The organism is Candidatus Nanopelagicales bacterium (assembly GCA_041393815.1).
Classification (GTDB): Bacteria; Actinomycetota; Actinomycetes; order S36-B12; family JAWKJK01; genus JAWKJK01.
Window position 1 is genome coordinate 973156 of record JAWKJK010000001.1, and the last position, 19578, is coordinate 992733.

General features: G+C 72.6%; 19 protein-coding genes. 10 read left to right on the forward strand and 9 right to left on the reverse strand.

The genetic code is table 11. The annotated features are described in order from the left end of the window. Nucleotides 1-188 precede the first annotated feature (188 nt). The 4 genes from coxB to R2737_04450 all read left to right on the forward strand — a co-directional run bounded on the left by coxB (nucleotide 189) and on the right by R2737_04450 (nucleotide 4494). Entirely contained in the window at nucleotides 189-974 is a 786-nt protein-coding gene (gene coxB / locus R2737_04435) for a cytochrome c oxidase subunit II (protein MEZ5115497.1), read from the forward strand. After that, a complete protein-coding gene (gene ctaD / locus R2737_04440) occupies nucleotides 971-2710 on the forward strand; it encodes a cytochrome c oxidase subunit I (protein ID MEZ5115498.1) in 1740 nt (579 codons plus the stop codon). The genes coxB and ctaD overlap by 4 nt, the downstream gene beginning before the upstream one ends. Then, nucleotides 2707-3102 (forward strand): cytochrome c oxidase subunit 4, encoded by a 396-nt coding sequence (locus tag R2737_04445; GenBank protein ID MEZ5115499.1) that lies wholly within the window; start codon nucleotides 2707-2709, stop codon nucleotides 3100-3102. The genes ctaD and R2737_04445 overlap by 4 nt, the downstream gene beginning before the upstream one ends. 150 nt (nucleotides 3103-3252) lie before the next feature. Further along, entirely contained in the window at nucleotides 3253-4494 is a 1242-nt protein-coding gene (locus R2737_04450) for an Ig-like domain-containing protein (GenBank protein MEZ5115500.1), read from the forward strand. A gap of 86 nt (nucleotides 4495-4580) precedes the next feature. Here the strand turns inward: R2737_04450 and R2737_04455 are convergent, their stop codons facing one another. From R2737_04455 to R2737_04485, 7 genes are all read right to left on the reverse strand, one after another. Then, on the reverse strand, nucleotides 4581-4985 hold the full coding sequence (locus R2737_04455) for a hypothetical protein (GenBank protein MEZ5115501.1): 405 nt from the start codon (nucleotides 4983-4985) through the stop codon (nucleotides 4581-4583). Nucleotides 4986-5113: 128 nt separating this feature from the next. Next, entirely contained in the window at nucleotides 5114-6829 is a 1716-nt protein-coding gene (locus tag R2737_04460; GenBank protein ID MEZ5115502.1) for a ubiquinol-cytochrome c reductase cytochrome b subunit, read from the reverse strand. After that, on the reverse strand, nucleotides 6826-7881 hold the full coding sequence (locus R2737_04465; GenBank protein ID MEZ5115503.1) for a Rieske 2Fe-2S domain-containing protein: 1056 nt from the start codon (nucleotides 7879-7881) through the stop codon (nucleotides 6826-6828). The genes R2737_04460 and R2737_04465 overlap by 4 nt, the downstream gene beginning before the upstream one ends. Then, nucleotides 7878-8669, reverse strand: coding sequence for a c-type cytochrome (locus R2737_04470; GenBank protein ID MEZ5115504.1), 792 nt, complete (start codon nucleotides 8667-8669; stop codon nucleotides 7878-7880). The genes R2737_04465 and R2737_04470 overlap by 4 nt, the downstream gene beginning before the upstream one ends. Before the next feature lie 71 nt (nucleotides 8670-8740). Continuing rightward, nucleotides 8741-9346 (reverse strand): heme-copper oxidase subunit III, encoded by a 606-nt coding sequence (locus R2737_04475; GenBank protein MEZ5115505.1) that lies wholly within the window; start codon nucleotides 9344-9346, stop codon nucleotides 8741-8743. 132 nt (nucleotides 9347-9478) lie between these two features. Continuing rightward, on the reverse strand, nucleotides 9479-10129 hold the full coding sequence (locus R2737_04480) for a DUF3501 family protein (protein ID MEZ5115506.1): 651 nt from the start codon (nucleotides 10127-10129) through the stop codon (nucleotides 9479-9481). A gap of 13 nt (nucleotides 10130-10142) precedes the next feature. Further along, complete coding sequence (locus tag R2737_04485) at nucleotides 10143-10565, reverse strand: rubrerythrin family protein (GenBank protein ID MEZ5115507.1); 423 nt, start codon at nucleotides 10563-10565, stop codon at nucleotides 10143-10145. A gap of 171 nt (nucleotides 10566-10736) precedes the next feature. Here R2737_04485 and R2737_04490 point away from each other — a divergent pair, with 171 nt between their 5' ends. The 3 genes from R2737_04490 (at nucleotide 10737) to R2737_04500 (ending at nucleotide 14675) form a co-directional block, all read left to right on the forward strand. Beyond that, complete coding sequence (locus tag R2737_04490) at nucleotides 10737-11165, forward strand: hypothetical protein (GenBank protein MEZ5115508.1); 429 nt, start codon at nucleotides 10737-10739, stop codon at nucleotides 11163-11165. Further along, on the forward strand, nucleotides 11162-12253 hold the full coding sequence (gene trpD / locus R2737_04495; GenBank protein ID MEZ5115509.1) for an anthranilate phosphoribosyltransferase: 1092 nt from the start codon (nucleotides 11162-11164) through the stop codon (nucleotides 12251-12253). Before R2737_04490 ends, trpD begins: the two co-directional genes overlap by 4 nt. A 130-nt stretch (nucleotides 12254-12383) precedes the next feature. Continuing rightward, complete coding sequence (locus R2737_04500) at nucleotides 12384-14675, forward strand: fibronectin type III domain-containing protein (protein MEZ5115510.1); 2292 nt, start codon at nucleotides 12384-12386, stop codon at nucleotides 14673-14675. Between the two features lie 134 nt (nucleotides 14676-14809). Here the strand turns inward: R2737_04500 and R2737_04505 are convergent, their stop codons facing one another. Continuing rightward, complete coding sequence (locus R2737_04505; GenBank protein MEZ5115511.1) at nucleotides 14810-15088, reverse strand: Lrp/AsnC ligand binding domain-containing protein; 279 nt, start codon at nucleotides 15086-15088, stop codon at nucleotides 14810-14812. A 30-nt stretch (nucleotides 15089-15118) separates the two neighbouring features. After that, on the reverse strand, nucleotides 15119-16978 hold the full coding sequence (locus R2737_04510) for a DEDD exonuclease domain-containing protein (GenBank protein ID MEZ5115512.1): 1860 nt from the start codon (nucleotides 16976-16978) through the stop codon (nucleotides 15119-15121). Nucleotides 16979-17081: 103 nt separating this feature from the next. On the opposite strand from R2737_04510, the gene R2737_04515 reads away from it, so the two are divergent. The 3 genes from R2737_04515 (at nucleotide 17082) to R2737_04525 (ending at nucleotide 19462) form a co-directional block, all read left to right on the forward strand. Continuing rightward, entirely contained in the window at nucleotides 17082-17354 is a 273-nt protein-coding gene (locus R2737_04515; protein MEZ5115513.1) for a hypothetical protein, read from the forward strand. Next, on the forward strand, nucleotides 17341-18717 hold the full coding sequence (locus R2737_04520) for an NYN domain-containing protein (GenBank protein ID MEZ5115514.1): 1377 nt from the start codon (nucleotides 17341-17343) through the stop codon (nucleotides 18715-18717). Before R2737_04515 ends, R2737_04520 begins: the two co-directional genes overlap by 14 nt. Before the next feature lie 163 nt (nucleotides 18718-18880). Beyond that, on the forward strand, nucleotides 18881-19462 hold the full coding sequence (locus R2737_04525) for a hypothetical protein (GenBank protein ID MEZ5115515.1): 582 nt from the start codon (nucleotides 18881-18883) through the stop codon (nucleotides 19460-19462). Nucleotides 19463-19578: the final 116 nt, after the last annotated feature.

A 19578-nucleotide genomic window follows, 5' to 3' on the forward strand; every position in this document is an offset into this window, starting at 1 on the left:
ACGTACCTGTGCCCCCGCCCGTACGGCACCGCTCCGCTGCGCTAGTCTCACCCCGACGTCCGGCCCGCCCGGAGGAGGGCGAGCGTGCTTGGCACGCCGATTCCCTCCTTCACGACACCCCCGGAAGGCGACACGTGGGTCCCACCCGTACCGCTGCCCCCCGCACCCGGCTGCGCCGACGTGTGGGCGTGGGTGCCGCAGCGGCGCTCGTGCTCCTCACCGCGACCGGCTGCACGGCCAACGAGGCCTTCTTCTTCGACCTGCCGGACCCGGCGTCGGAGCAGGCGCCGATCACGCAGAACCTCTGGAACGGCGCCTGGATCGCCGCCTGGGCCGTCGGGGTCCTGACGTGGGGCCTGATGCTCTTCGCGTTCTTCGTCTACCGGCGTCGCAAGAACTCCCCGGAGCTGCCGGAGCAGACCCGCTACAACATCCCGATCGAGGTCCTCTACACCGTTGTCCCGCTCATCCTGATCATCGGGCTGTTCTACTTCACCGCCCGCGACCAGGCCGAGCTCACCGCGGTCCGCAACGACGAGGACCTCACGGTCAACGTGGTCGGCTGGCGGTGGAGCTGGGGCTTCAACTACCTCGACGAGGACGTCTACGAGGCCGGCACCCCCGGCGTCCCGCCGACCCTGGTCCTGCCGGTCGACGAGAAGGTGCGGTTCGAGCTGACCTCGCCCGACGTCATCCACTCCTTCTGGGTCCCGGCCTGGCTGTTCAAGATGGACGTCATCCCCGGGCGCACCAACGTCTTCGAGGTGACCCCCAACAAGATCGGGACCTTCGCCGGCAAGTGCGCGGAGCTGTGCGGGGTGGACCACTCCCGGATGCTGTTCAACGTCAAGGTGGTGGAGCGCGCCGAGTACGACGCCTTCATCGCCGAGCTGAAGGCCAAGGGCCAGACCGGCCTGCTCGAGACCGGCCGCACCACCGATGAGGGCATGACGGAGCAGGAGAAGCAGCTGTGACGATCCTCAACGAGCGCCCGTCGACCTCGGAGCCGGCGCGCGCGCCGCTGCCCCCGCCGACCCCGAAGCTGGGGCGGATCATCGTCAACTGGGTGACGTCGACCGACCACAAGGTGATCGGCCACCTCTACCTCATCACGGCCTTCGTCTTCTTCGTCATCGGCGGCGTGATGGCGCTTGTCATCCGCGCCGAGCTGGCGGTGCCGGGCCTGCAGATCGTGTCCAACGAGCAGTACAACCAGCTGTTCACGATGCACGGCTCGATCATGCTGCTGCTGTTCGCGACGCCGCTGTTCGTCGGGTTCGCGAACGTGCTGATGCCGCTGCAGATCGGCTCCCCGGACGTCGCGTTCCCGCGGATGAACATGCTGGGCTACTGGCTGTTCCTGTTCGGCGGCATCATCGTCATGACCGGGTTCTTCACCCCCGGCGGCGCGGCGTCGTTCGGCTGGTTCGCCTACACCCCGCTGTCCGACGCGGTGAACTCCCCGGGCGTCGGCGCCGACCTGTGGCTGCTCGGCTTCACCCTCGGTGGCCTGGGCACCATCCTCGGTGGCGTCAACTTCATCACCACGATCTTCTGCATGCGCGCGCCGGGCATGACGATGTTCCGGATGTCGATCTTCACCTGGACGATCCTGCTCACCAGCGTCCTGGTGCTGATGGCCTTCCCGGTGCTCGCCGCCGCCCTGGTCGTGCTGTTCATCGACCGGCACTTCGGCGCGGTGATCTTCGCCCCGGAGAACGGCGGGGTGCTGCTGTGGCAGCACCTGTTCTGGTTCTTCGGCCATCCCGAGGTCTACATCCTGGCGCTGCCGTTCTTCGGTGTCGCCAGCGAGATCATCCCGGTGTTCAGCCGCAAGCCGATCTTCGGCTACAAGGGCCTGGTCTTCGCCACGATCGCGATCGCCGGCCTGTCGGTGGCGGTCTGGGCCCACCACATGTACGTGACCGGCGGGGTGCTGCTGCCGTTCTTCGCGTTCATGACGATGCTCATCGCGGTCCCGACCGGAGTGAAATTCTTCAACTGGATCGGCACGATGTGGCGAGGAACGGTCTCGTTCGACACGCCCATGCTGTGGACCGCGGGCTTCCTCGTGACGTTCCTCTTCGGCGGTCTGACCGGCATCATCCTGGCCTCGCCGCCGCTGGACTTCCACGTCTCCGACAGCTACTTCGTGGTGGCGCACTTCCACTACGTGATCTTCGGGACGGTCGCCTTCCTGATGTTCGCGGGCTTCTACTTCTGGTGGCCCAAGATGACCGGGAAGATGCTCGACGAGCGCCTCGGCAAGCTGCACTTCTGGGTGCTGTTCGTCGGCTTCCAGACCACGTTCCTGGTCCAGCACTGGCTGGGCGTGCAGGGCATGCCCCGCCGCTACGCCGACTACCTGGCCAGCGACGGGTTCCAGACCCTCAACGTGGTGTCCACGATCGGGGCCGCGGTCCTCGGCCTGTCCACGCTGATCTTCGTCTGGAACGTGTGGAAGACGCACAAGACCGCGCCCAAGGTCGAGGTCGACGACCCGTGGGGCTGGGGCAACTCGCTGGAGTGGGCGACCTCGTGCCCGCCGCCGCGGCACAACTTCACGTCGCTGCCGCGGATCCGGTCCGAGCGGCCGGCGTTCGACCTGCACCACCCCGAGTACGCCGCCGTGGACCTCCCGGTCCGCAAGAACGTGCTCGACGACCTCGTCGGCGGTCCGGACCTGCACGGCCTGGAGGAGAAGAAGTGAAGATCGAGGGCGGGCTGTTCGTCGGCGGCACGGTCTTCTACCTGCTCACCGCGACCGTCTACTGGTTCTGGTCCGGGGACGTCATCGGGACCACGGTGCTGGCCCTGACCGGCGGTCTGGCGTTCCTGGTGGCCTTCTACGTCCTCGCGACCTCCCGCCGGGTCTACCCCCGCCCGGAGGACCGCCTGGACGCCGAGGTCGAGGACGCCGACCCGGAGTACGGCTTCTACAGCCCGCACTCGTGGTGGCCGCTGGTGACCGCCTTCGGGGCCGGCCTCACCGTCCTGGGTCTCATCTTCGCCGCCTGGCTGGTGGTGCTGGGTGCGTCGGTCGTGGTGCTCGCCCTCGTCGGGTGGCTGTTCGAGTACTACCGCGGCGACTTCGCCCACTGACCCGGCGAGCCCACCCGTCGTAGCCCCGCGACGCTCCGACCGGAGCGTCGGGCTGGACGGATCGGGGATCCTCACGGACACTGGATGCGTCGGAGGGACGTCACGGCGTACGCATGCCGTGACTGACGACGTCCACGGGAGGTAGCGGTCGTGCCGGTTCGGTCCCTTCGTGCTGCGCGCCCCCGCTCTCGGCGCACCGCCGCGGTCGTCGCCGCCGGAGCCGCCGCGACACTGGTCGTCACCGGGTGCGCCCCGGGGCTGTCCCTGGTGTCCGCGCCGGTCGCCGCCCAGTCCCGCGCCGTCATCAGCAGCGAGCTGGTGGGCGGCACCAACGTCGACGTCGCGCAGCCGATCGTGGTGACCAGCACCGACGGCCGCCTCACCGACGTGGTCGTGACGGGGCCCAAGGGACCGGTGCCCGGCTCGGTGTCCGACGACGGGTCCGCGTGGGCGTCCGACGCGCAGACGATGGCCTTCGGCGCCACCTACACGGTCCAGGCGTCCGCGGTGGACTCCCGTGGCGTCCCCACCACCCTGGACGGCTCCTTCACCACCCTGGTGCCCGAGGAGCGGCTGTCCGGTGCGGTGAACCCGTCCGAGGGCTCGACGTTTGGCGTCGGGATGCCCATCTACGTGCGCTTCAACCACGACGTGAAGAACAAGAAGGCCGTCGAGCGCAACCTCAAGATCCTCACGTCCAACCCGGTCGAGGGGGCGTGGAACTGGACGTCGGACGACGAGGTCGTCTTCCGGCCCGCGACGTACTGGCCGGGCAACACCCAGATCGTGGTCAAGCTGGCGCTCAAGGGCGTCAAGGCCGCCCCGGGGCTGTACGGCACCAAGACCGAGAAGACCCGGTTCCAGACCGGTGACTCGATGGTGAGCAAGGTGAACGCCGCGGCCCACACGCTCACGGTGGTGAAGAACGGGCAGGTCGTGCGCTCCTTCCCGGTGACCACCGGCAAGTCCGGCTTCGAGACCCGGTCCGGCGTCAAGGTCGTCCTCACCAAGGAGCGCTCCCGGATCATGGACGCCGCCACCGGCGGCACCAGCGAGGGCGACCCGGAGTACTACCGGGTCGAGGCCGAGTACGCCATGCGGATGACCTGGAGCGGGGAGTTCCTGCACGCGGCCCCCTGGTCCGTGGGGTCGCAGGGCAGTGCCAACGTCAGCCACGGCTGCGTCGGCATGAGCACCGCCAACGCGCAGTGGCTGTACGACCAGACCCTGGTCGGCGACGTCGTCGAGGTGACCGGCACCAGCCGGACCCAGGACGACGGCAACGGCATCACGGTGTGGAACGACTCCTTCGAGGAGTGGCAGGAGGGTTCGGCGTTCGCCGGCACCCCCAAGGCCGTCGTCACCACGATCCCGCTGACCACCAACGGCTGACCCGACTCCCCACCCCCACCCCTGTGGTGCCGCTTTCGTCACCCAGGGCGCACACAACCGGCACCACAACAGGGGGCGGGTGGCCGCTAGCCGACGTCGAAGGGGTCCAGCAGGGTCCCGATCGGGCCCAGCCACCAGCGCACGGTCCGCTCGGCCCAACAGCGCCCCCGGTGCCCCAGCGCCAGCTGGACGGCGGCGCTGAACGCCAGCGCGAGCGCCGCCAGGACCAGCAGCACCGCCGCGACGACGGGCGGGAGCAGCCAGGCGGTGACGCCGACGGCCAGCACGAGGACGACCAGGCCCACGATCGCGTTCGACAGCGACGGGACCATCCCCAGCCGCGGGTGGATCACGGGGGAGCGGGTCGGGGCGTGGCCGTGCCGGCAGCCGGTGCCGCCCGCGTCCGACGTCGGCTCGTCACCCGCGGCCGACCCGGGGCCGCCCGAGCGCTCCGGCTCGGGCAGCGGCAGCGTCGGCCGCGGCTCACCCATGCCGGCAGCCTAGGCCCGCCCGCAGCCGACTCGAGCGGACCGGCCCCCGGTCGACCGGCGGGGAGAACGGACGGGGCCGGCGACCCCGGAGGGTCACCGGCCCCGGCACGGGTCCGCAGCCGCGGCGGCTAGTGCTGCTCGTCGCGGTTGTAGTCCGGCTTGCCGGGGTCGTGGTAGACCGCCGGGTGACCGAGCATGGTCATGGCCTCCTCGTGCTCGTGCAGAGGACGCTCGATCTCCATGTCGTGGTGCAGGTGCTCCTCCGCCTCGGCGATCTCCTCGTCGGTGGGGCGCGGCACGTTGTCGGCGTAGAAGAAGTGCGAGAGCTTGGCGCGCAGTCGGCCGCTGCGGGCCTTGGGGTTCGCGACGCCGTTCTCGTCCTCGGCGGGCGGGAGGGCCAGCGGGGCGACGTCGTGCTTGGACAGCAGCACCGCCTTCTCCTCCTCGGAGACCGACTCGTGCACCTCGATGAACTCCCCGTGGGGGAGCCGCAGCACCCGGCCGGTCTCGTACCCGTGCAGCAGCTTGTCGCGGTCCCGCCGCTGCAGGCCGAGGCAGATCCGCTTGGTGATCACGAACATGATCGGCGGCAGCACGAAGATGAGGATCCGCAGCGTCCAGGTGATCGCGTTGATGGACAGGTCGAACGTGGTGGCGATGATGTCGTTGCCGCCGCCGATCCACAGCAGTCCGTAGAACGTGATCGCCATGACGCCGATGCCGGTGCGGACCGGGGCGTTGCGCGGGCGGTCGAGCAGGTGGTGCTCGCGGTGGTCACCCGTGGCCCAGGCCTCCAGGAACGGGTACAGGCCCAGCGCGGTGAACACCAGCCCGGGGATCACCATGGCCGGGATGAACACGTTCCAGCTGATCGTGACGCCCCAGATCACCGTCTCCCAGTTGGGCATCAGGCGCAGCGCACCGTCCAGCCACCCGATGTACCAGTCCGGCTGCGAGCCGGCGGTGACTTGGTCGGGTGTGAAGGGCCCGAATATCCAGATCGGGTTGATCGTCACCAGCCCCGCGATCAGCGTGGCGATGCCGAACACGACGAAGAAGAAGCCGCCGGCCTTGGCCATGTAGACCGGCATCAGCGGGAAGCCGACCACGTTGTCGTTGGTGCGCCCGGGCCCGGGGAACTGGGTGTGCTTCTGGTACCAGACCAGGATCAGGTGCGCCGAGACCAGGCCGAGGATCAGGCCGGGTATGAGCAGGATGTGCACGGCGTACAGCCGACTGATGAAGTCGGTGCCGGGGAACTCACCCCCGAACAACAGGAACGCCGCCCAGGTGCCCACCAGGGGCACCGCCTGCACGATGCCGCGGGCGATCTGCAGGCCGGTGCCGGACAGCAGGTCGTCGGGCAGCGAGTAGCCGGAGAACCCGGCCAGCAGCGCCAGCGACGCCAGGCCCACTCCGATGATCCAGTTGAACTCGCGCGGCTTGCGGAAGGCCCCGGTGAAGAACACCCGGAACATGTGCACCGAGATCGCGGCGACGAAGATCAGGGCGGCCCAGTGGTGCAGCTGCCGGATCAGCAGGCCGCCCCGGACGTCGAAGGAGATCGTGAGCGTCGAGGCGTAGGCCTCGGACATCTTCACGCCCTTGAGCGGCACGTACGACCCGTCGTAGATGACCTCGACCATCGACGGCTTGAAGAACAGCGTCAGGTAGACGCCGGTCAGCAGCACGACGATGAAGGAGTACAGCGCGATCTCACCCAGCATGAACGACCAGTGGTCGGGGAAGACCTTGCCCAGGTTGCGCTTCAGCCAGGTGTTGGTGGTGACGCGCTCGTCGACGTAGGTCGCGACCGATCCGCCGACCTTCTCCGTGGTGCTCATCCGCGCTCCCAGAAGCTCGGTCCCACCGGCTGGGCGAAGTCGCCCTTGGCCACGAGGAAGCCTTCCTCATCCACACCGATCTGCAACTGCGGCATCTCGCGTGCCGCGGGGCCGAACACCACGTTGCCCGAGTCGGCGAGGTCGAACGTGGACTGGTGGCACGGGCAGAGCAGATGGTGCGTGCGCTGCTCGTACAGGGCGATCGGGCAGCCCACGTGGGTGCAGATCTTGGAGTAGCACAGGATGCCCTGGTAGTCCCAGCCCTCGCCCTGCTGCGAGCGGATCTCGTCCGGCTGCATCCGGACCAGGATCACCGCCGCCTTGGTGCGGGCGTTGAGGTTGCCCTCGGCCTCCTCGACCTCCAGCAGGTCCTCGGGCACGCCGGAGACCAGGCCGCCGACCGGCAGGTCCTCCGGCTTGATCGGCTTGTACGTGACGTCGGTGACGATGCGCAGGCCGTCGCGCCACAGCGTCGTGCTGAGGATCTCGGCGGGGGAGGGGGAGCCGGGCGGGGTGATCCACAGGTCGCGCAGGACCACGACCAGCGGGATCGGGAACAGCGCCAGCGCCCCCAGCAGGGAGCGCCGCACGATGGTGCGCTGGGCGAAGCCGGACTCGGCCTTGCCGCGCTCGTACTGCGCGATCGCGCCCTCGGTGTTGGCCTCGGTCGACACCAGCTCGTGCCGCTCGGCGACCACCTCGACGTCGGGCATCAGCTTCTTGGCCCACTGGATGGCGCCGGTGCCGATCAGCAGGATGGCCAGGCCCATGGTCAGGCCGAGGGCCACCTGCTGGGCACCGACCTCGCCCATCACCGGGATGTAGACGACGGCGTACTTGTCGATGGCCACGTACGCCACGACGAACAGCACGACCATCACGGCGGACAGGCCGAACATGGTGGCGACCTGGCGCTCGGCGCGCCGGGCCGCCTTGGGGTCCACGTCGGCCCGGCGGGGCTTGTGCGGGATGGGGGCGACCGGCAGGGCTCCGGGCGCCCCGACCTGCTCGACCGCCCCGTGGCCGTGGGTGTCCTGGCTGGTGTCGCTCATCGCGCCTTGATCCCGATCCAGACGGCCCCGGCGATCAGCGCGGCCAGGGCGGCGGTCCACAGGAAGAGTCCCTCCGAGACCGGGCCGATGCGGCCCAGGCTCAGGCCACCGGGGCTGGGCGCGTCCTGCAGGGTGACGATGTACTTGATGATGGCCTGCTTGTCCTCGACGCTGAGCGTCCCGTTGCCGAACACCGGCATGTTCTGCGGGCCGGTGAGCATCGCCTCGTAGATCTCCTGGGGCGTGGCCTGCATGAGGTTGGGCGCGTACTTGCCGTGGGTCAGGGCGCCGCCCTGCCCGGCCGCCTGGTGGCACTGGGCGCAGTTGGTGCGGAACAGCTCGCCGCCCTCGGCGACGTCCGCGCCCTCGTAGCTCAGCTCCTCCTCGGTCGGGATGGCCGGGCCGGGACCGAGTGAGGCGATGTACGCGGCGAGCGCGGCGATCTCCTCGTCGTTGTAGATCGGCGTCTTCGCCGGTGCCTGCGCCCCGGGGGCGGCCAGCGGCATCCGGCCGGTGGCGACCTGGAAGTGGACCGCGGCGGCACCCACGCCGATGAGCGTCGGGCCGTCCGAGGTGCCCTGGGCCTCCAGCCCGTGACAGCTCGAGCAGCCCTCGAGGTACAGCTTGCGGCCCTCCTCGACCTGGGTCTGCGACCCCACCGCCGGCGCGGCGTCGGCGGAGTCGGAGGAGGAGAGGACGGCGTAGACGACGCCCATGGCGACCAGCGCCAGGAAGAGCAGGACGTACGGCACCGCGGGGTGCCGTCGCCGTGCTGCCAGGTAGTTCACCTGAGGACCTCGATCGTGTCGTGGGTGGGCACGGTCATCGTCGGGCGGCCGATCTCATCCGCGGGTGGCGCTCACTTCAGGACGTAGATCATGAAGAACAGGGCGATCCACACCACGTCGACGAAGTGCCAGTAGTACGAGACGACGATGGCCCGGGTCGCCTGGTCGTGGGTGAAGCGCTTGGAGATGTACGTGGTCGCCAGCACGAACAGGAACGCGACCAGGCCGCCGGTCACGTGCAGTCCGTGGAAGCCGGTGGTGAGGTAGAACGCCGAGCCGTAGGCGTTGGAGGACAGCGTGATGCCCTCGCGGACCAGCTCGGTGTACTCGGTGATCTGGCCGCCGATGAAGAAGGCGCCCATGAGGAACGTGATGATGAACCAGCGCCGCAGGCCGGCCCGGTCGCCGCGCTCGGCGGCGAACACGCCGAGCTGGCAGGTCACCGACGAGAGCACCAGGACCGTGGTGTTGACCGAGGCGAAGGGGACGTTGAGGAGCTGGGTCTCCTCGGCCCACAGCTCGGGGTTGACCGCCCGCATCGTGAAGTACATCGCGAACAGCCCAGCGAAGAACATGAGCTCGCTGGACAGCCACACGACGGTCCCGATCGCCACCATGTTGGGGCGGTTGGCCGGCGCGTGGGCATAGGCCTTCTCAACAGCGGATGCGGTCGCCACGCGCGGGATTCTGGCAGATGGGGCAGGCGTCGTGGGCCCGACCCCCCGGATACCGGCCGCGTGTCCGGAAGACCGCGGCGATTCCCGCATGACGGGACGCCGGGGCCGCGCGTCCCGCGCGGCCCCGGACCGTCAGTCCCCGTCCGCCAGGTCGGACAGCAGCCCGTCCGCCAGGTCGGACAGCAGGGCGTGGCGGGTGGCCCCGTCGATGGACGTCGACGCGCGGTACTCGGGGTGGTCGATGACCGCGAGCAGCGGGATCTCGGGGTCGCGGAGGGCGTCGCGGCCGGCGTCGTCGAGGGTGAACCGGAGGAAGTGGACGGCGTGGGTGACCTCGCTGGGGCCGTCCTCGTCGGGTCCGGGGACCTCCACGCCGGGCGCCACGGACAGCGGGGGAGCGCCCTGGACCGGGTCACCCCCGACCTCGAGCCGGACGGCGTGCTGGGCGCCGGTGAGCCGCAGCAGCTCGTCCTTGACCGTGGTCACGTCGTCGTGCTCGAAGAACAGCGTGGCGACGAGGGAGTGGGTGGTGGGGAGCAGCCGGGAGTAGGCGTGCAGCTCGTACGCCACGGCCGCCTCGTCCGTCACCCCCTCGACCATGAGCATCTCCTGCACCTGGTACTGCAGGGTCTCGGCGTTCTCGAACGCCAGGGCGAAGGCGTCCCCGAGCGGGACCCGCCGCTGCGCGCGCAGCGGGATCATCCGCGCGCGCAGGGCGGGGCGCACGTCGGCGTACGCCTCCCGGTCCAGGACGAGGGCCTCGCGGCTGAGCGTGCCTGCCATGGGAGGGCGCCGCTCAGCCCTGGCGGACCTTGTCCAGCGCCTTCTGGAACCGCCCGGCGTGGGTCTTCTCGGCGCGGGCCAGGGTCTCCATCCAGTCCGCGATCTCGTCGAAGCCCTCCTCGCGGGCGGTCTTCGCGAAGCCGGGGTACATGGCAGTGAACTCGTAGGTCTCGCCGGCCACTGCCGAGGCCAGGTTCTGCTCGGTGCTGCCGATCGGCTCGCCGGTGGCGGGGTCGCCGACCTCCTTGAGGAAGTCCAGGTGGCCGAAGGCGTGGCCGGTCTCGCCGTTCGCGGTCTCCTCGAACAGCTCGACGACGTCGTCGAGGCCCTCGGTCCTGGCCACGCGCGCGAAGTAGAGGTACCGGCGGTTCGCCTGGGACTCGCCGGCGAAGGCCTCCTTGAGGTTCTCGTGGGTCGTGGTGCCCTGCAGGGTCATCGGTGCGCCTCTCGGGTGACGTGCGGACTCATGGGTCTTCAGCGCCGGGACCGGGCCCCGGCCCGCCGGTGAGTATGCCGCCCGGCCGCGCCCGTGGCCCGGGCCGAGAGTCCCGACCTGCGCCGGCGGTAGCATCGCCGCCGTATGCCGTCTCCGAGCGACGAGGGACCCATGAGCAGCAAGTCCGAGGCGCCTGCGCGCACCCTCACGATCCTCGTCTACAGCGACGACGTGACCGTGCGCGAGCACGTGATGCTCTCGCTGGGGCGTCGGCCGGCCCCGGAGCTCCCCGAGGTGCGCTTCGTGGAGGTGGCCACCGAGCCGGTGGTGATCCGGACCATGGACGCCGGCGGCATCGACCTGGCGATCCTGGACGGCGAGGCCACGCCCGCCGGCGGGATGGGCATCTGCCGCCAGCTCAAGGACGAGATCTACCGCTGCCCGCCGATCCTGGTGCTCACCGGCCGGGTCCAGGACGCCTGGCTGGCGACCTGGTCCCGCGCCGATGCCGTGGTGCCGCACCCGGTGGACCCGGTGGTGCTGGCCGACGCGGTCGCCGCGCTGCTGCGCCGCCGCGTGGCCACCGTCCCCGCCGGATGAGGGACTGGCCCTCGGTCCTGGCCGCGCTGCTGCGGCACGAGGACCTCGACGCCGGGTCCGCCGCCTGGGCCATGGACCAGGTCATGTCCGGCGACGCCACCCCCGCGCAGATCGCCGGGTTCGTGGTCGCGCTGCGGTCCAAGGGCGAGACGGCCGCCGAGGTGTCCGGGCTGGTGGACGCGATGCTGGCCCACGCGGTCCGGGTCGACTGGGACGGCCCCGCCCTGGACGTGGTGGGGACCGGCGGCGACAAGGCGCACACCGTCAACATCTCCACCATGGCGGCCGTGGTCGCCGCCGCGGCCGGGGCGCCGGTGATCAAGCACGGCAACCGGGCCGCCTCGTCCCAGACGGGGACCGCGGACGTGCTCGAGCGGCTCGGGGTCGTGATCGCCCTGCCGCCCGACGGGGTGGCCGCGTGCGTGCGCGAGGCCGGGATCGGCTTCTGCTTCGCCGCCGCCTACCACCCGGCGATGCGGCACGCGGCGGTGCCGCGGCGCGAGCTGGGCGTCCCCACCGTCTTCAACGTGCTGGGGCCGCTCGCCAACCCGGCCCAGCCGTCCGCGGCGCTGGTCGGGTGCGCCGACGCCCGGCTGGCCCCGATCCAGGCCCGGGTGCTCGCCGACCGACGGGTGCACGCCCTGGTCGTGCGCGGCGAGGACGGGCTGGACGAGGTGACCACGTACGCGCCGACCCGGGTTCGGGACGCGTCCCGAGGCGACGGAACCGTGGTCGAGGACGTGCTGGACCCGGCGACCCTGGGCATCCCGGCGCCGGCGCCGGGCGCGCTGCGCGGCGGCGAGGCGGGGGAGAACGCCGCCGTCCTCGAGGCGGTGCTGGGCGGGTCGACCACCGGGCGCGACGCCGCGGTCCGCGACGCCGTCGTGCTCAACGCCGCGGCCGCGCTGGTGGCGTACGACGCGGCCACGGGTGTCGCCGGCGCGGCCGACGGGCCGGTCACCGCCCGGGTGGGGGAGCGGCTGGACCGGGCCCGGGCCGCGATCGACTCCGGTGCCGCGGCCGACGTGCTGCGGCGCTGGGTGGCGGCGAGTTCGGCGGCGGCCGCGACCGGGGTCGAGGGCCCGTGAGCCGCCTCAGCCACGCCGGTCCCGCCAGGGGCTCCCGTGGCGGCGGTTGGTTCCCTATGCTGAGCCAGACTGGTACCCATGTGTCACATGAGTCACATGAGACTCGTGTGCGCGACGTTGGGGGGCACGGATGAGCAAGCACGCGGCGACCGGGGGCGCGCCCTGGGGCCGGGGCCGGTCCGGCCTGGCCATGCTGGCGGTCGCGCTGCTCGGCCTGGCGCTGGTGGCGGCCCTGCTCGTCAGCGCCCCCTCCGCGAACTCTGCCGAGGGCGACCCCACGGACACCGCCAGCCCTACCGCGTCGGGTCCGTTCCCCGTCTGGCCGGCCCCCCCGCCGGTGCAGTCCGCGCCCGCGAACAACGCCAACACGGCGCTGTCGGACATCCGCTTCGCGTGGAGCCTGGTGCCCGGTGCCCAGTCGTACGACATCGAGGTCAGCACCAGCGACCGCTTCACCGCGGCCTCGCAGGTCCTGCTCCAGCGCACCACCTCCACCCGGTTCACCCCGCTGTCGGAGTTCCAGCCCGGTGAGTACTGGTGGCGAGTCCGCGGCGTGTCCACGTCCGGTGTCAGCAAGTGGTCCGGTGCCTGGCAGTTCCGCCAGGCGTGGACCGATCCGCCCACCGGCAGCACCGTCGCCCGGCCGAGCGTGACCTCCGTCGCCGGATCGCAGCCGGTCAACGCGACGGTGCTGTCCTGGACGGCGATCGCCGGCGCCTCGTCGTACGAGGTGCAGTTCGCCAAGGACGCCACCTTCAAGGGCGACACCATCACCTGCACCACGCCGCACGCGACCCTGACGCCGTACCAGGACGGCGCCGTGGACTACAAGGGTGTGCCGGGCGGCGACCCCTGCAGCATCTACGACGCGGTGCCGCCGCCGGGCGCGCCGTTCGGGGTCACCGCGACGATCAGCGCCCCCGGCGAGGTGACGGTCTCGTGGTCGGCCCCCACCACCGGCGGCCCGGCGACCACGTACTACATCGAGAAGTCGACCAACAACGGCGGCACCTGGATCCAGACGGTCCCGGCGCAGTCGACGGAGACGTCGGTCAAGATCACCACGTGCCTCACCGTCGGGGTCCCGGTGGTGTTCCGGGTCGTGGCGACGAACGCCGGTGGGGCCGGCCCGTACTCGGGCACCAGCGCCCCCGTGGTCCCCACCGCACCTCCGACGCCCACCGCGACGGCCACCGGGACGGCAGCGCCCGGGCCGACGACCCCGACCGCGACGGCCGCCTGCCCGACCGGGCGGGTGACGCTGCCGACCTCGACGGTGTTCAACGTCGGTGACACGGTCTATTACCGAGTGCGCGCGGTCGACGCCCGGGTGACCCCGGCCGAGGACGGCCCCACCCCGGACATCTACTCGTTGTGGTCGGACCAGGCGCGCAGCGTCGGCGAGGTCCCGCCGGGTCCGGCGACCTACACCGTCACCGCCGCGCAGACCGGTCCCGGTGCGGCCCCTGGGGTGCCGTCGGGCCTCGCGACGTCCGGCACGACCCAGACGGCGTGCGTGACCAGTGGCGGGGTGGCGTGCTACGCGGACGCACCGGTGATGAGCTGGAGCCCGGTCGGAACCGCCAACTCCGTCTACACCGTCGTCCTGGCCACCGACCGGGACTTCGTCAACCGGATCGGCGCGTTCACCACGGGCAACACGCGTCTGATCCCGTCCCAGGTCCTGGTCGACAACAACAGCGAGTCGTACTACTGGTTCGTGCTGGCCTGCCAGAAGACCGACCAACGGCTGATCTGCCCCGCCGACCGTGACGCCATCAATCAGCCCGGCAAGTACGGCGTGTTCCGCAAGGTGGGGTCGGCGATCTCCGTCCCGTCCGGTCAGGCGAAGACGCAGAAGTCGAACATCACGTTCACCTGGAACGGCGCGGTGCCCGGCGAGGGCGGAACCTCCAACTACGTGCTGCAGGTCGCGACCGACGACCTGTTCGAGCCGGAGCTCAGCGGCGGGTCGATCGTCGAGGAGATCGTGACGGACAACCCGTCCTTCACGGTCGTCGACGACTCCCTCTACCCCGACGGCATCTACTACTGGCGGGTCGCCGCGGTCGACGGCGGCGACAAGCGGCTGCCGTGGAGCGCGACCCAGTACGTCAAGGTCACCACCACGGTGCCGCCGAACCCGACGGTGGTCTCGCTGACCGGGACGAAGAACGGCTTCCAGGTCCGCTGGACCGGCCCGGGCAGCGACGGCGGCTCGTACATCACCGGCTTCCGGGTGTCGTGGAAGTTCGGAAAGAACGGCAGCTGGAAGCGGCAGTCGGTCTCGCCGAGCGTCCGGTCGCTGCGGGTCACGGGGATCAAGACCGGCCGTGAGGTCCGGGTCGTGGTCCAGGCGCAGAACGCGAAGGGCTACAGCCAGAACCCGCCCGTCACGACCACGACCACCAAGCGCCGGTAGCGGCGCCGGCCGCGGCAGATGTGAGCCGAACGGTTGCTACCCGGCCGATCCGGCAGCGGGAAGCAACCACTCGGCTCACTTCTGTACGGGGTGCCCCGGCGCGGCGGTGGTCGGTCAGGGGCCGGCGCGCGGGCTCAGTCGGCGCCGAGGGAGAACGCGGCCTCGAGGTCGTGCCGGGAGTGGGTCCGGAAGGCGATGTGCGTCTCGGTCGCCAGCACGCCCGAAACCCGGCCCACTCCGTCGGTGACCACGCCGGACACGTCGTCGAGGGAGTGCACCCGCACCATCGCGACGAGGTCCAGGTCGCCGGTGACGCTGTAGACCTCGCTGACCCCGTCGAGCTCGGCGAGGGTGGCGGCCACGTCGTTGACCCGGTCGACGTCGGTACGGATGAACACGATCGCGGTGATCACGGGCGCGAGCCTAGCCCGGCCCCGCGCGCGTCAGGGGCCCAGTGCGATCCGGGTGACACCCCCGCGGCGTCGCCCCCGTCCGCCGGCGGTTCCGGCGGCCGGGCCGAGGTCGCCGCCGCCACCCAGCACCGGGCGCGCCACCGTCCGCCGGCCGCCCGCGTCCTCGCCGTACGCCGCCGGTCGGGTGTCGCGGGCGTCGCGCAGCCGCGCGACCAACCGCCCCGCGCCGTGGACCGGCAGCGCCAGCCCGTCCTCGCAGCGCACGAGACGGACCCCGGGGGACTCCAGCCAGCGCAGCAGCAGGGTGGCCTCCTCGGTCAGGCCCGCCGGCGCGGGTGGGATGCCGGGCACCACCACCTCCGCCGCGGCCACGACGGCCTCGACGTGCGGTCGCGGGTCGACGCCGGGGTCGACCAGGGCGGACCCGGCGAGCCGTCCGTGCCGCAGCACGTGCACCTCCCAGCCACCGGCCTCGGTGGGCCGTGCGGCGACCAGCTCCGCCCGGGCGGCCAGCATCGCCATCCGCTGGGCCCGGTCGGCGGCCCGGGCGAACGCCTCGAGCCGCTCCCGCCACACCGCGGCGTCCTCGAAGCGCTCCTGCATGGCCAGCATCGCCATCCGGGCCTGCACGGCGCCGGCGACCGGTCGCGCGTCCTGAGTCATGGCGGTGCGGGCCGCCGTCGCCACGGCGGCGTAGCCGGCCACGTCGATCCCGCCGTCGCACGGGCTGGAGCACCGGCCCATCTCGGCCAGGGCGCATGCCGACGAGGGACGCCGCGGCGACAGCCGGGTCGTGCAGGTGCGCAGCGGGGCCGCCTCCAGCAGCGCCTCCGCAGCCTGCTCCGCGCGACGTCGGCCACGGAACGGTCCCACGTACGCCGCTCCCGCGGCGGCATCGTCCCGGACCTCCCGCACCACGGACAGCCGGGGGAACGGCTCCAGCGTGAGCTTCAGCCACACGTCCCGCTCCGGGTGGCGGGACCTGCGGTTGTAGCGGGGGCGCCGCTCGGCGATGAGCCGCAGCTCGCGGACCTCCGCCTCCAGCGGGGTCGCGCACACGATCGGCACGACCCGCGCGGCGAGCCCGACCATCTCGGCCATCCGGGTCCGCTGCTCGGTGGCGGTGAAGTAGGTCCGTACCCGGCTGCGGAGGTTGCGTGACGTCCCGACGTACAGCGCGCGGCCGCGGTCGTCCTCGAAGACATAGACACCGGGCGCCTCGGGCAGCCCTTCGGCCAGCGTGCGTTTGCGGCGCTGGGCCGCGCTGACGCGCGAGGAGTAGGTCAGCAGCTCGTCCAGCGAGTGCACGCCGAGGTCCCCGACGCGCTCGAGCAGGGCGTGCAGCACGTCCACCGTGGCGCGGGCGTCGTCCAGCGCCCGGTGCGTCGGCCGGGTCGAGGCGTGCACGTGCGCGGCTAGCGTCGCCAGCTTGCAGTTGGGCACCTCGTCGCGATGCAGCACCTGCCGCGCGAGGCGAGCGGTGTCCACCACGGCGAAGCCGGGCCAGGCCGTGCCGGTCCGCGCGCAGGCGCCCTTGAGGAAGCCGATGTCGTAGGGCGCGTTGTGCGCCACCAGGACGCTGCCCCGGGCGAACTCCAGGAACGCCGGCAGCACGGCCGGGACCCGTGGTGCGCCGACGAGCATGGCGTCGGTGATGCCCGTGAGTGCCGCGACGAACGGGGGCACCGGGGAGCCGGGGTCGACGAGGGTCTGCATCTCGCCGAGGACCTCGCCGGCGCGCACCTTCACCGCTCCGACCTCGGTGATGCCCGCGTCGGCCGGGGAGCCGCCGGTCGTCTCCAGGTCGACGACGACGAACGTGACCTCGGTCAGCGGGGTGCCCAGCTCGTCCAGGCTGGCCTGCTGCGGCCCCGGCCGTGCGGAGGTCATGTCGGCGACCGTACGACCGGGGTCCGACGGTCCCGGGTCGCGACGCGCGGGGCGCCCGCGGGTACGTTGTGTCGGTCCCCACCGGCCCGGCGAAGGAGCCGACGTGCCCGTCCCCCTGCCCGATGCGACGACCCGCTGGCGCTGCTCCCACTGCGGCAACCTGACCCGGTTCGACGTGGTCCGGGTACGCCGGACCCGGGAGTTCTGGCACGTAGCGCTGTCCGGCGAGGCCGAGGTGGAGCAGGAGGAGGTCCTCGACGAGGTCGTCGAGGACGTGCGCTGCCGGTGGTGCTCGACCGGGGACTCGGTGGTGCTGGTACCTCGGCCCGAGGCGGGCGGTCCGACCGAGGAGGTCGGTCTGGGTGGCACCCCCTGAGGAGGGTCCTGACGTCGAGCACGGTCCTGTCGTCGAGGACGGCGCCGACGTCCTCCCCGGCGTGCTGCCCGCCCCGGCCCGTGACCGGGTGGTGGCGCTCGCGGCCGACACGCTGGGGGAGCTGAGCCCACCGGAGGTGCCGGCGTCCCTGCGGGCGTTCGTGCGCTTCCGGCCCGAACGCCGCGCCCGGCGGGCGGCCACACCTATCGCGGCCGCGCTCGAGTCCGACGACGGCTTCCGTCGGCGGGTGGCCGCTCGCCTGCGGGAGGGGCAGCCCGACCTGGCGGCGGCGCTCGACCAGGGCCGGGCACCCTCTGCCGCGGACCCGGCGGAGCTGGCCGCGGCCGCGTACCTGCTGCGCGGGCCGGACTGGCAGGCCGTCCTGGCGGCAGCCGCCGAGGCGCTGGCCGCGGCGGAACGGTCCCGCGCGCGGGACTCCGCGCAGGACGAGGTGGTCCGCCTGCGCGCCGAGCTCACGTCGGTGCGTACGGAGCTCGCGCGGGTCCGGTCCGAGGCGGACGAGGCGGTCGCGGCGGCTCGCGCGGACGTGACCCGGCTGCGGCGCGAGGTCCGCCAGCTGTCGGCCGACCTGGCCCGCGCCCGGTCGGCGGCGGAGGAGGCCGACCGGCTGCGGTCGTCGGTCGAGGCGTCGCGGGTCGAGGAGCGGCGCCGGCTGGAGGCCGAGCTGCGCCGCGCCACCGGGCGACTGGAGCAGGCGCAGGCGGACCTGGAGGACGCCCGCCGGTCGGATCGGGATGCCCGCTCGGCCCTGGACGTACGGGCCCGGCTGCTGCTGGATGCCGTGCTGGGCGCGGCCCGGGGCCTGGAGCGCGAGCTGGCCCTCCCGCCCGTGGGGCAGACCCCGGCGGACGCCGTCGCCGCGGAGGTGGCGGGCGAGGAGCGGGCGGCCGGCGGCCCCCGCCCGGCCCGTGGCCTGCCCGCGGACGACCCGGCGCTGCTGCACGAGCTGCTCGCGCTGCCCCGGGTCCACCTCGTCGTCGACGGTTACAACGTGACCAAGGCGGCGTACGGGGACCTGCCACTGGCGGACCAGCGCGGCCGTCTGGTGGCCGGGCTGGCCGGACTGGCCGCGCGGACCCGGGCCGAGGTGACCTGCGTCTTCGACGGTGCCGCCGTGGGCGGGGTGAGCGGGCCGCGGGCGCGCGGCGTCCGGGTGTTGTTCAGCGACCCGGGCGAGACGGCCGACGCCCTCGTGCTGCGGCTGGTCCGGGCGGAGCCCGAGGGCCGCCCGGTCGTGGTCGCGTCCAGCGATCGCGAGGTGGTGGACGGTGCCCGCCGCCTGGGGTCGCACGCCGTTCCGGCGACGGCGCTGGCCCGGCTGCTCGAGCGCGGGACGGCCTGACGACGTCGCGGCGGCCTGGCGGAGACGGCACGGCCGCACCCGACGCGCCTCCGGTGTGTCGGACCCCCCTCCTAGCGTTCCCGACGCCGGCCCGTGGGGGCCGGTGACCCGTGGGGGGTCGAGCGAACGGACCGGCGCGCACGCGTCGGGCGAGGAGGTCGTCATGGCCGCAGGTGCGCACGGCTCGGTCGCCGGGGGCTGGAGCCGGAAGCCCATGCGCGGGGGCGGTCGGCCGGCCGAGGGGCCGACCGACCTGGTCATCGACTGCGCGACCTGCGCGGTGCGCTCTCCAGCCACCTGCGCCGACTGCGTCGTCAGCGTGCTGCTGGGCCCGCCGTCGGAGGCGATCGGGGCGATCGGAGCCGACGGGGAGGGCCCGGACCTGGTCGAGGCGGTTCCGGTGCCCTGGACGGCGGTGGAGGCGCTGCCGGGGGACCCGGCCGACCCGGCGCTGCCGGGGGAGACGACCGTGCTGCCGGGGGAGACGGCCGTGCTGCCGGGGGAGACGACCGTGCTGCCGACGACGGTGACGACACGGCCCGACGCGTCGGGGGAGGGCCCCGTCGTGCTGGACGAGGTCGAGCGGGCCGCCCTGGCCGCGCTGGCGGACGGCGGCCTGGTGCCGCCGCTGCGGCTCGTGCCGGGTGACGCCCCCTCCACCGACCGCGACGGGTCGACCGGGCGTGGCCCGCGCCGACCACCGATCTCCCCGCGGCACCCCGCGGGGCGGGCCCGCCGCGGCTGACCGACCTCGGCCGTGGTGCCACCCGGGCCGGCACCGGCGCGGCGACGGGTCCCGTCCGACGCCCTTGTCCGACGCCGAGCCCGTGCGACGCCGAGCCCGTGCGACGCCGAGCCCGT

Excerpts from the sequence above, each read along its gene's own strand:
- R2737_04455 (MEZ5115501.1), bottom strand. The coding sequence starts at position 4,985 with ATGGGTGAGCCGCGGCCGACGCTGCCGCTGCCCGAGCCGGAGCGCTCG.
- R2737_04460 (MEZ5115502.1), bottom strand. The coding sequence starts at position 6,829 with ATGAGCACCACGGAGAAGGTCGGCGGATCGGTCGCGACCTACGTCGAC.
- R2737_04465 (MEZ5115503.1), bottom strand. The coding sequence starts at position 7,881 with ATGAGCGACACCAGCCAGGACACCCACGGCCACGGGGCGGTCGAGCAG.
- R2737_04480 (MEZ5115506.1), bottom strand. The coding sequence starts at position 10,129 with ATGGCAGGCACGCTCAGCCGCGAGGCCCTCGTCCTGGACCGGGAGGCG.
- R2737_04485 (MEZ5115507.1), bottom strand. The coding sequence starts at position 10,565 with ATGACCCTGCAGGGCACCACGACCCACGAGAACCTCAAGGAGGCCTTC.
- R2737_04490 (MEZ5115508.1), top strand. The coding sequence starts at position 10,737 with ATGAGCAGCAAGTCCGAGGCGCCTGCGCGCACCCTCACGATCCTCGTC.
- trpD (MEZ5115509.1), top strand. The coding sequence starts at position 11,162 with ATGAGGGACTGGCCCTCGGTCCTGGCCGCGCTGCTGCGGCACGAGGAC.
- R2737_04500 (MEZ5115510.1), top strand. The coding sequence starts at position 12,384 with ATGAGCAAGCACGCGGCGACCGGGGGCGCGCCCTGGGGCCGGGGCCGG.
- R2737_04510 (MEZ5115512.1), bottom strand. The coding sequence starts at position 16,978 with ATGACCTCCGCACGGCCGGGGCCGCAGCAGGCCAGCCTGGACGAGCTG.
- R2737_04525 (MEZ5115515.1), top strand. The coding sequence starts at position 18,881 with ATGGCCGCAGGTGCGCACGGCTCGGTCGCCGGGGGCTGGAGCCGGAAG.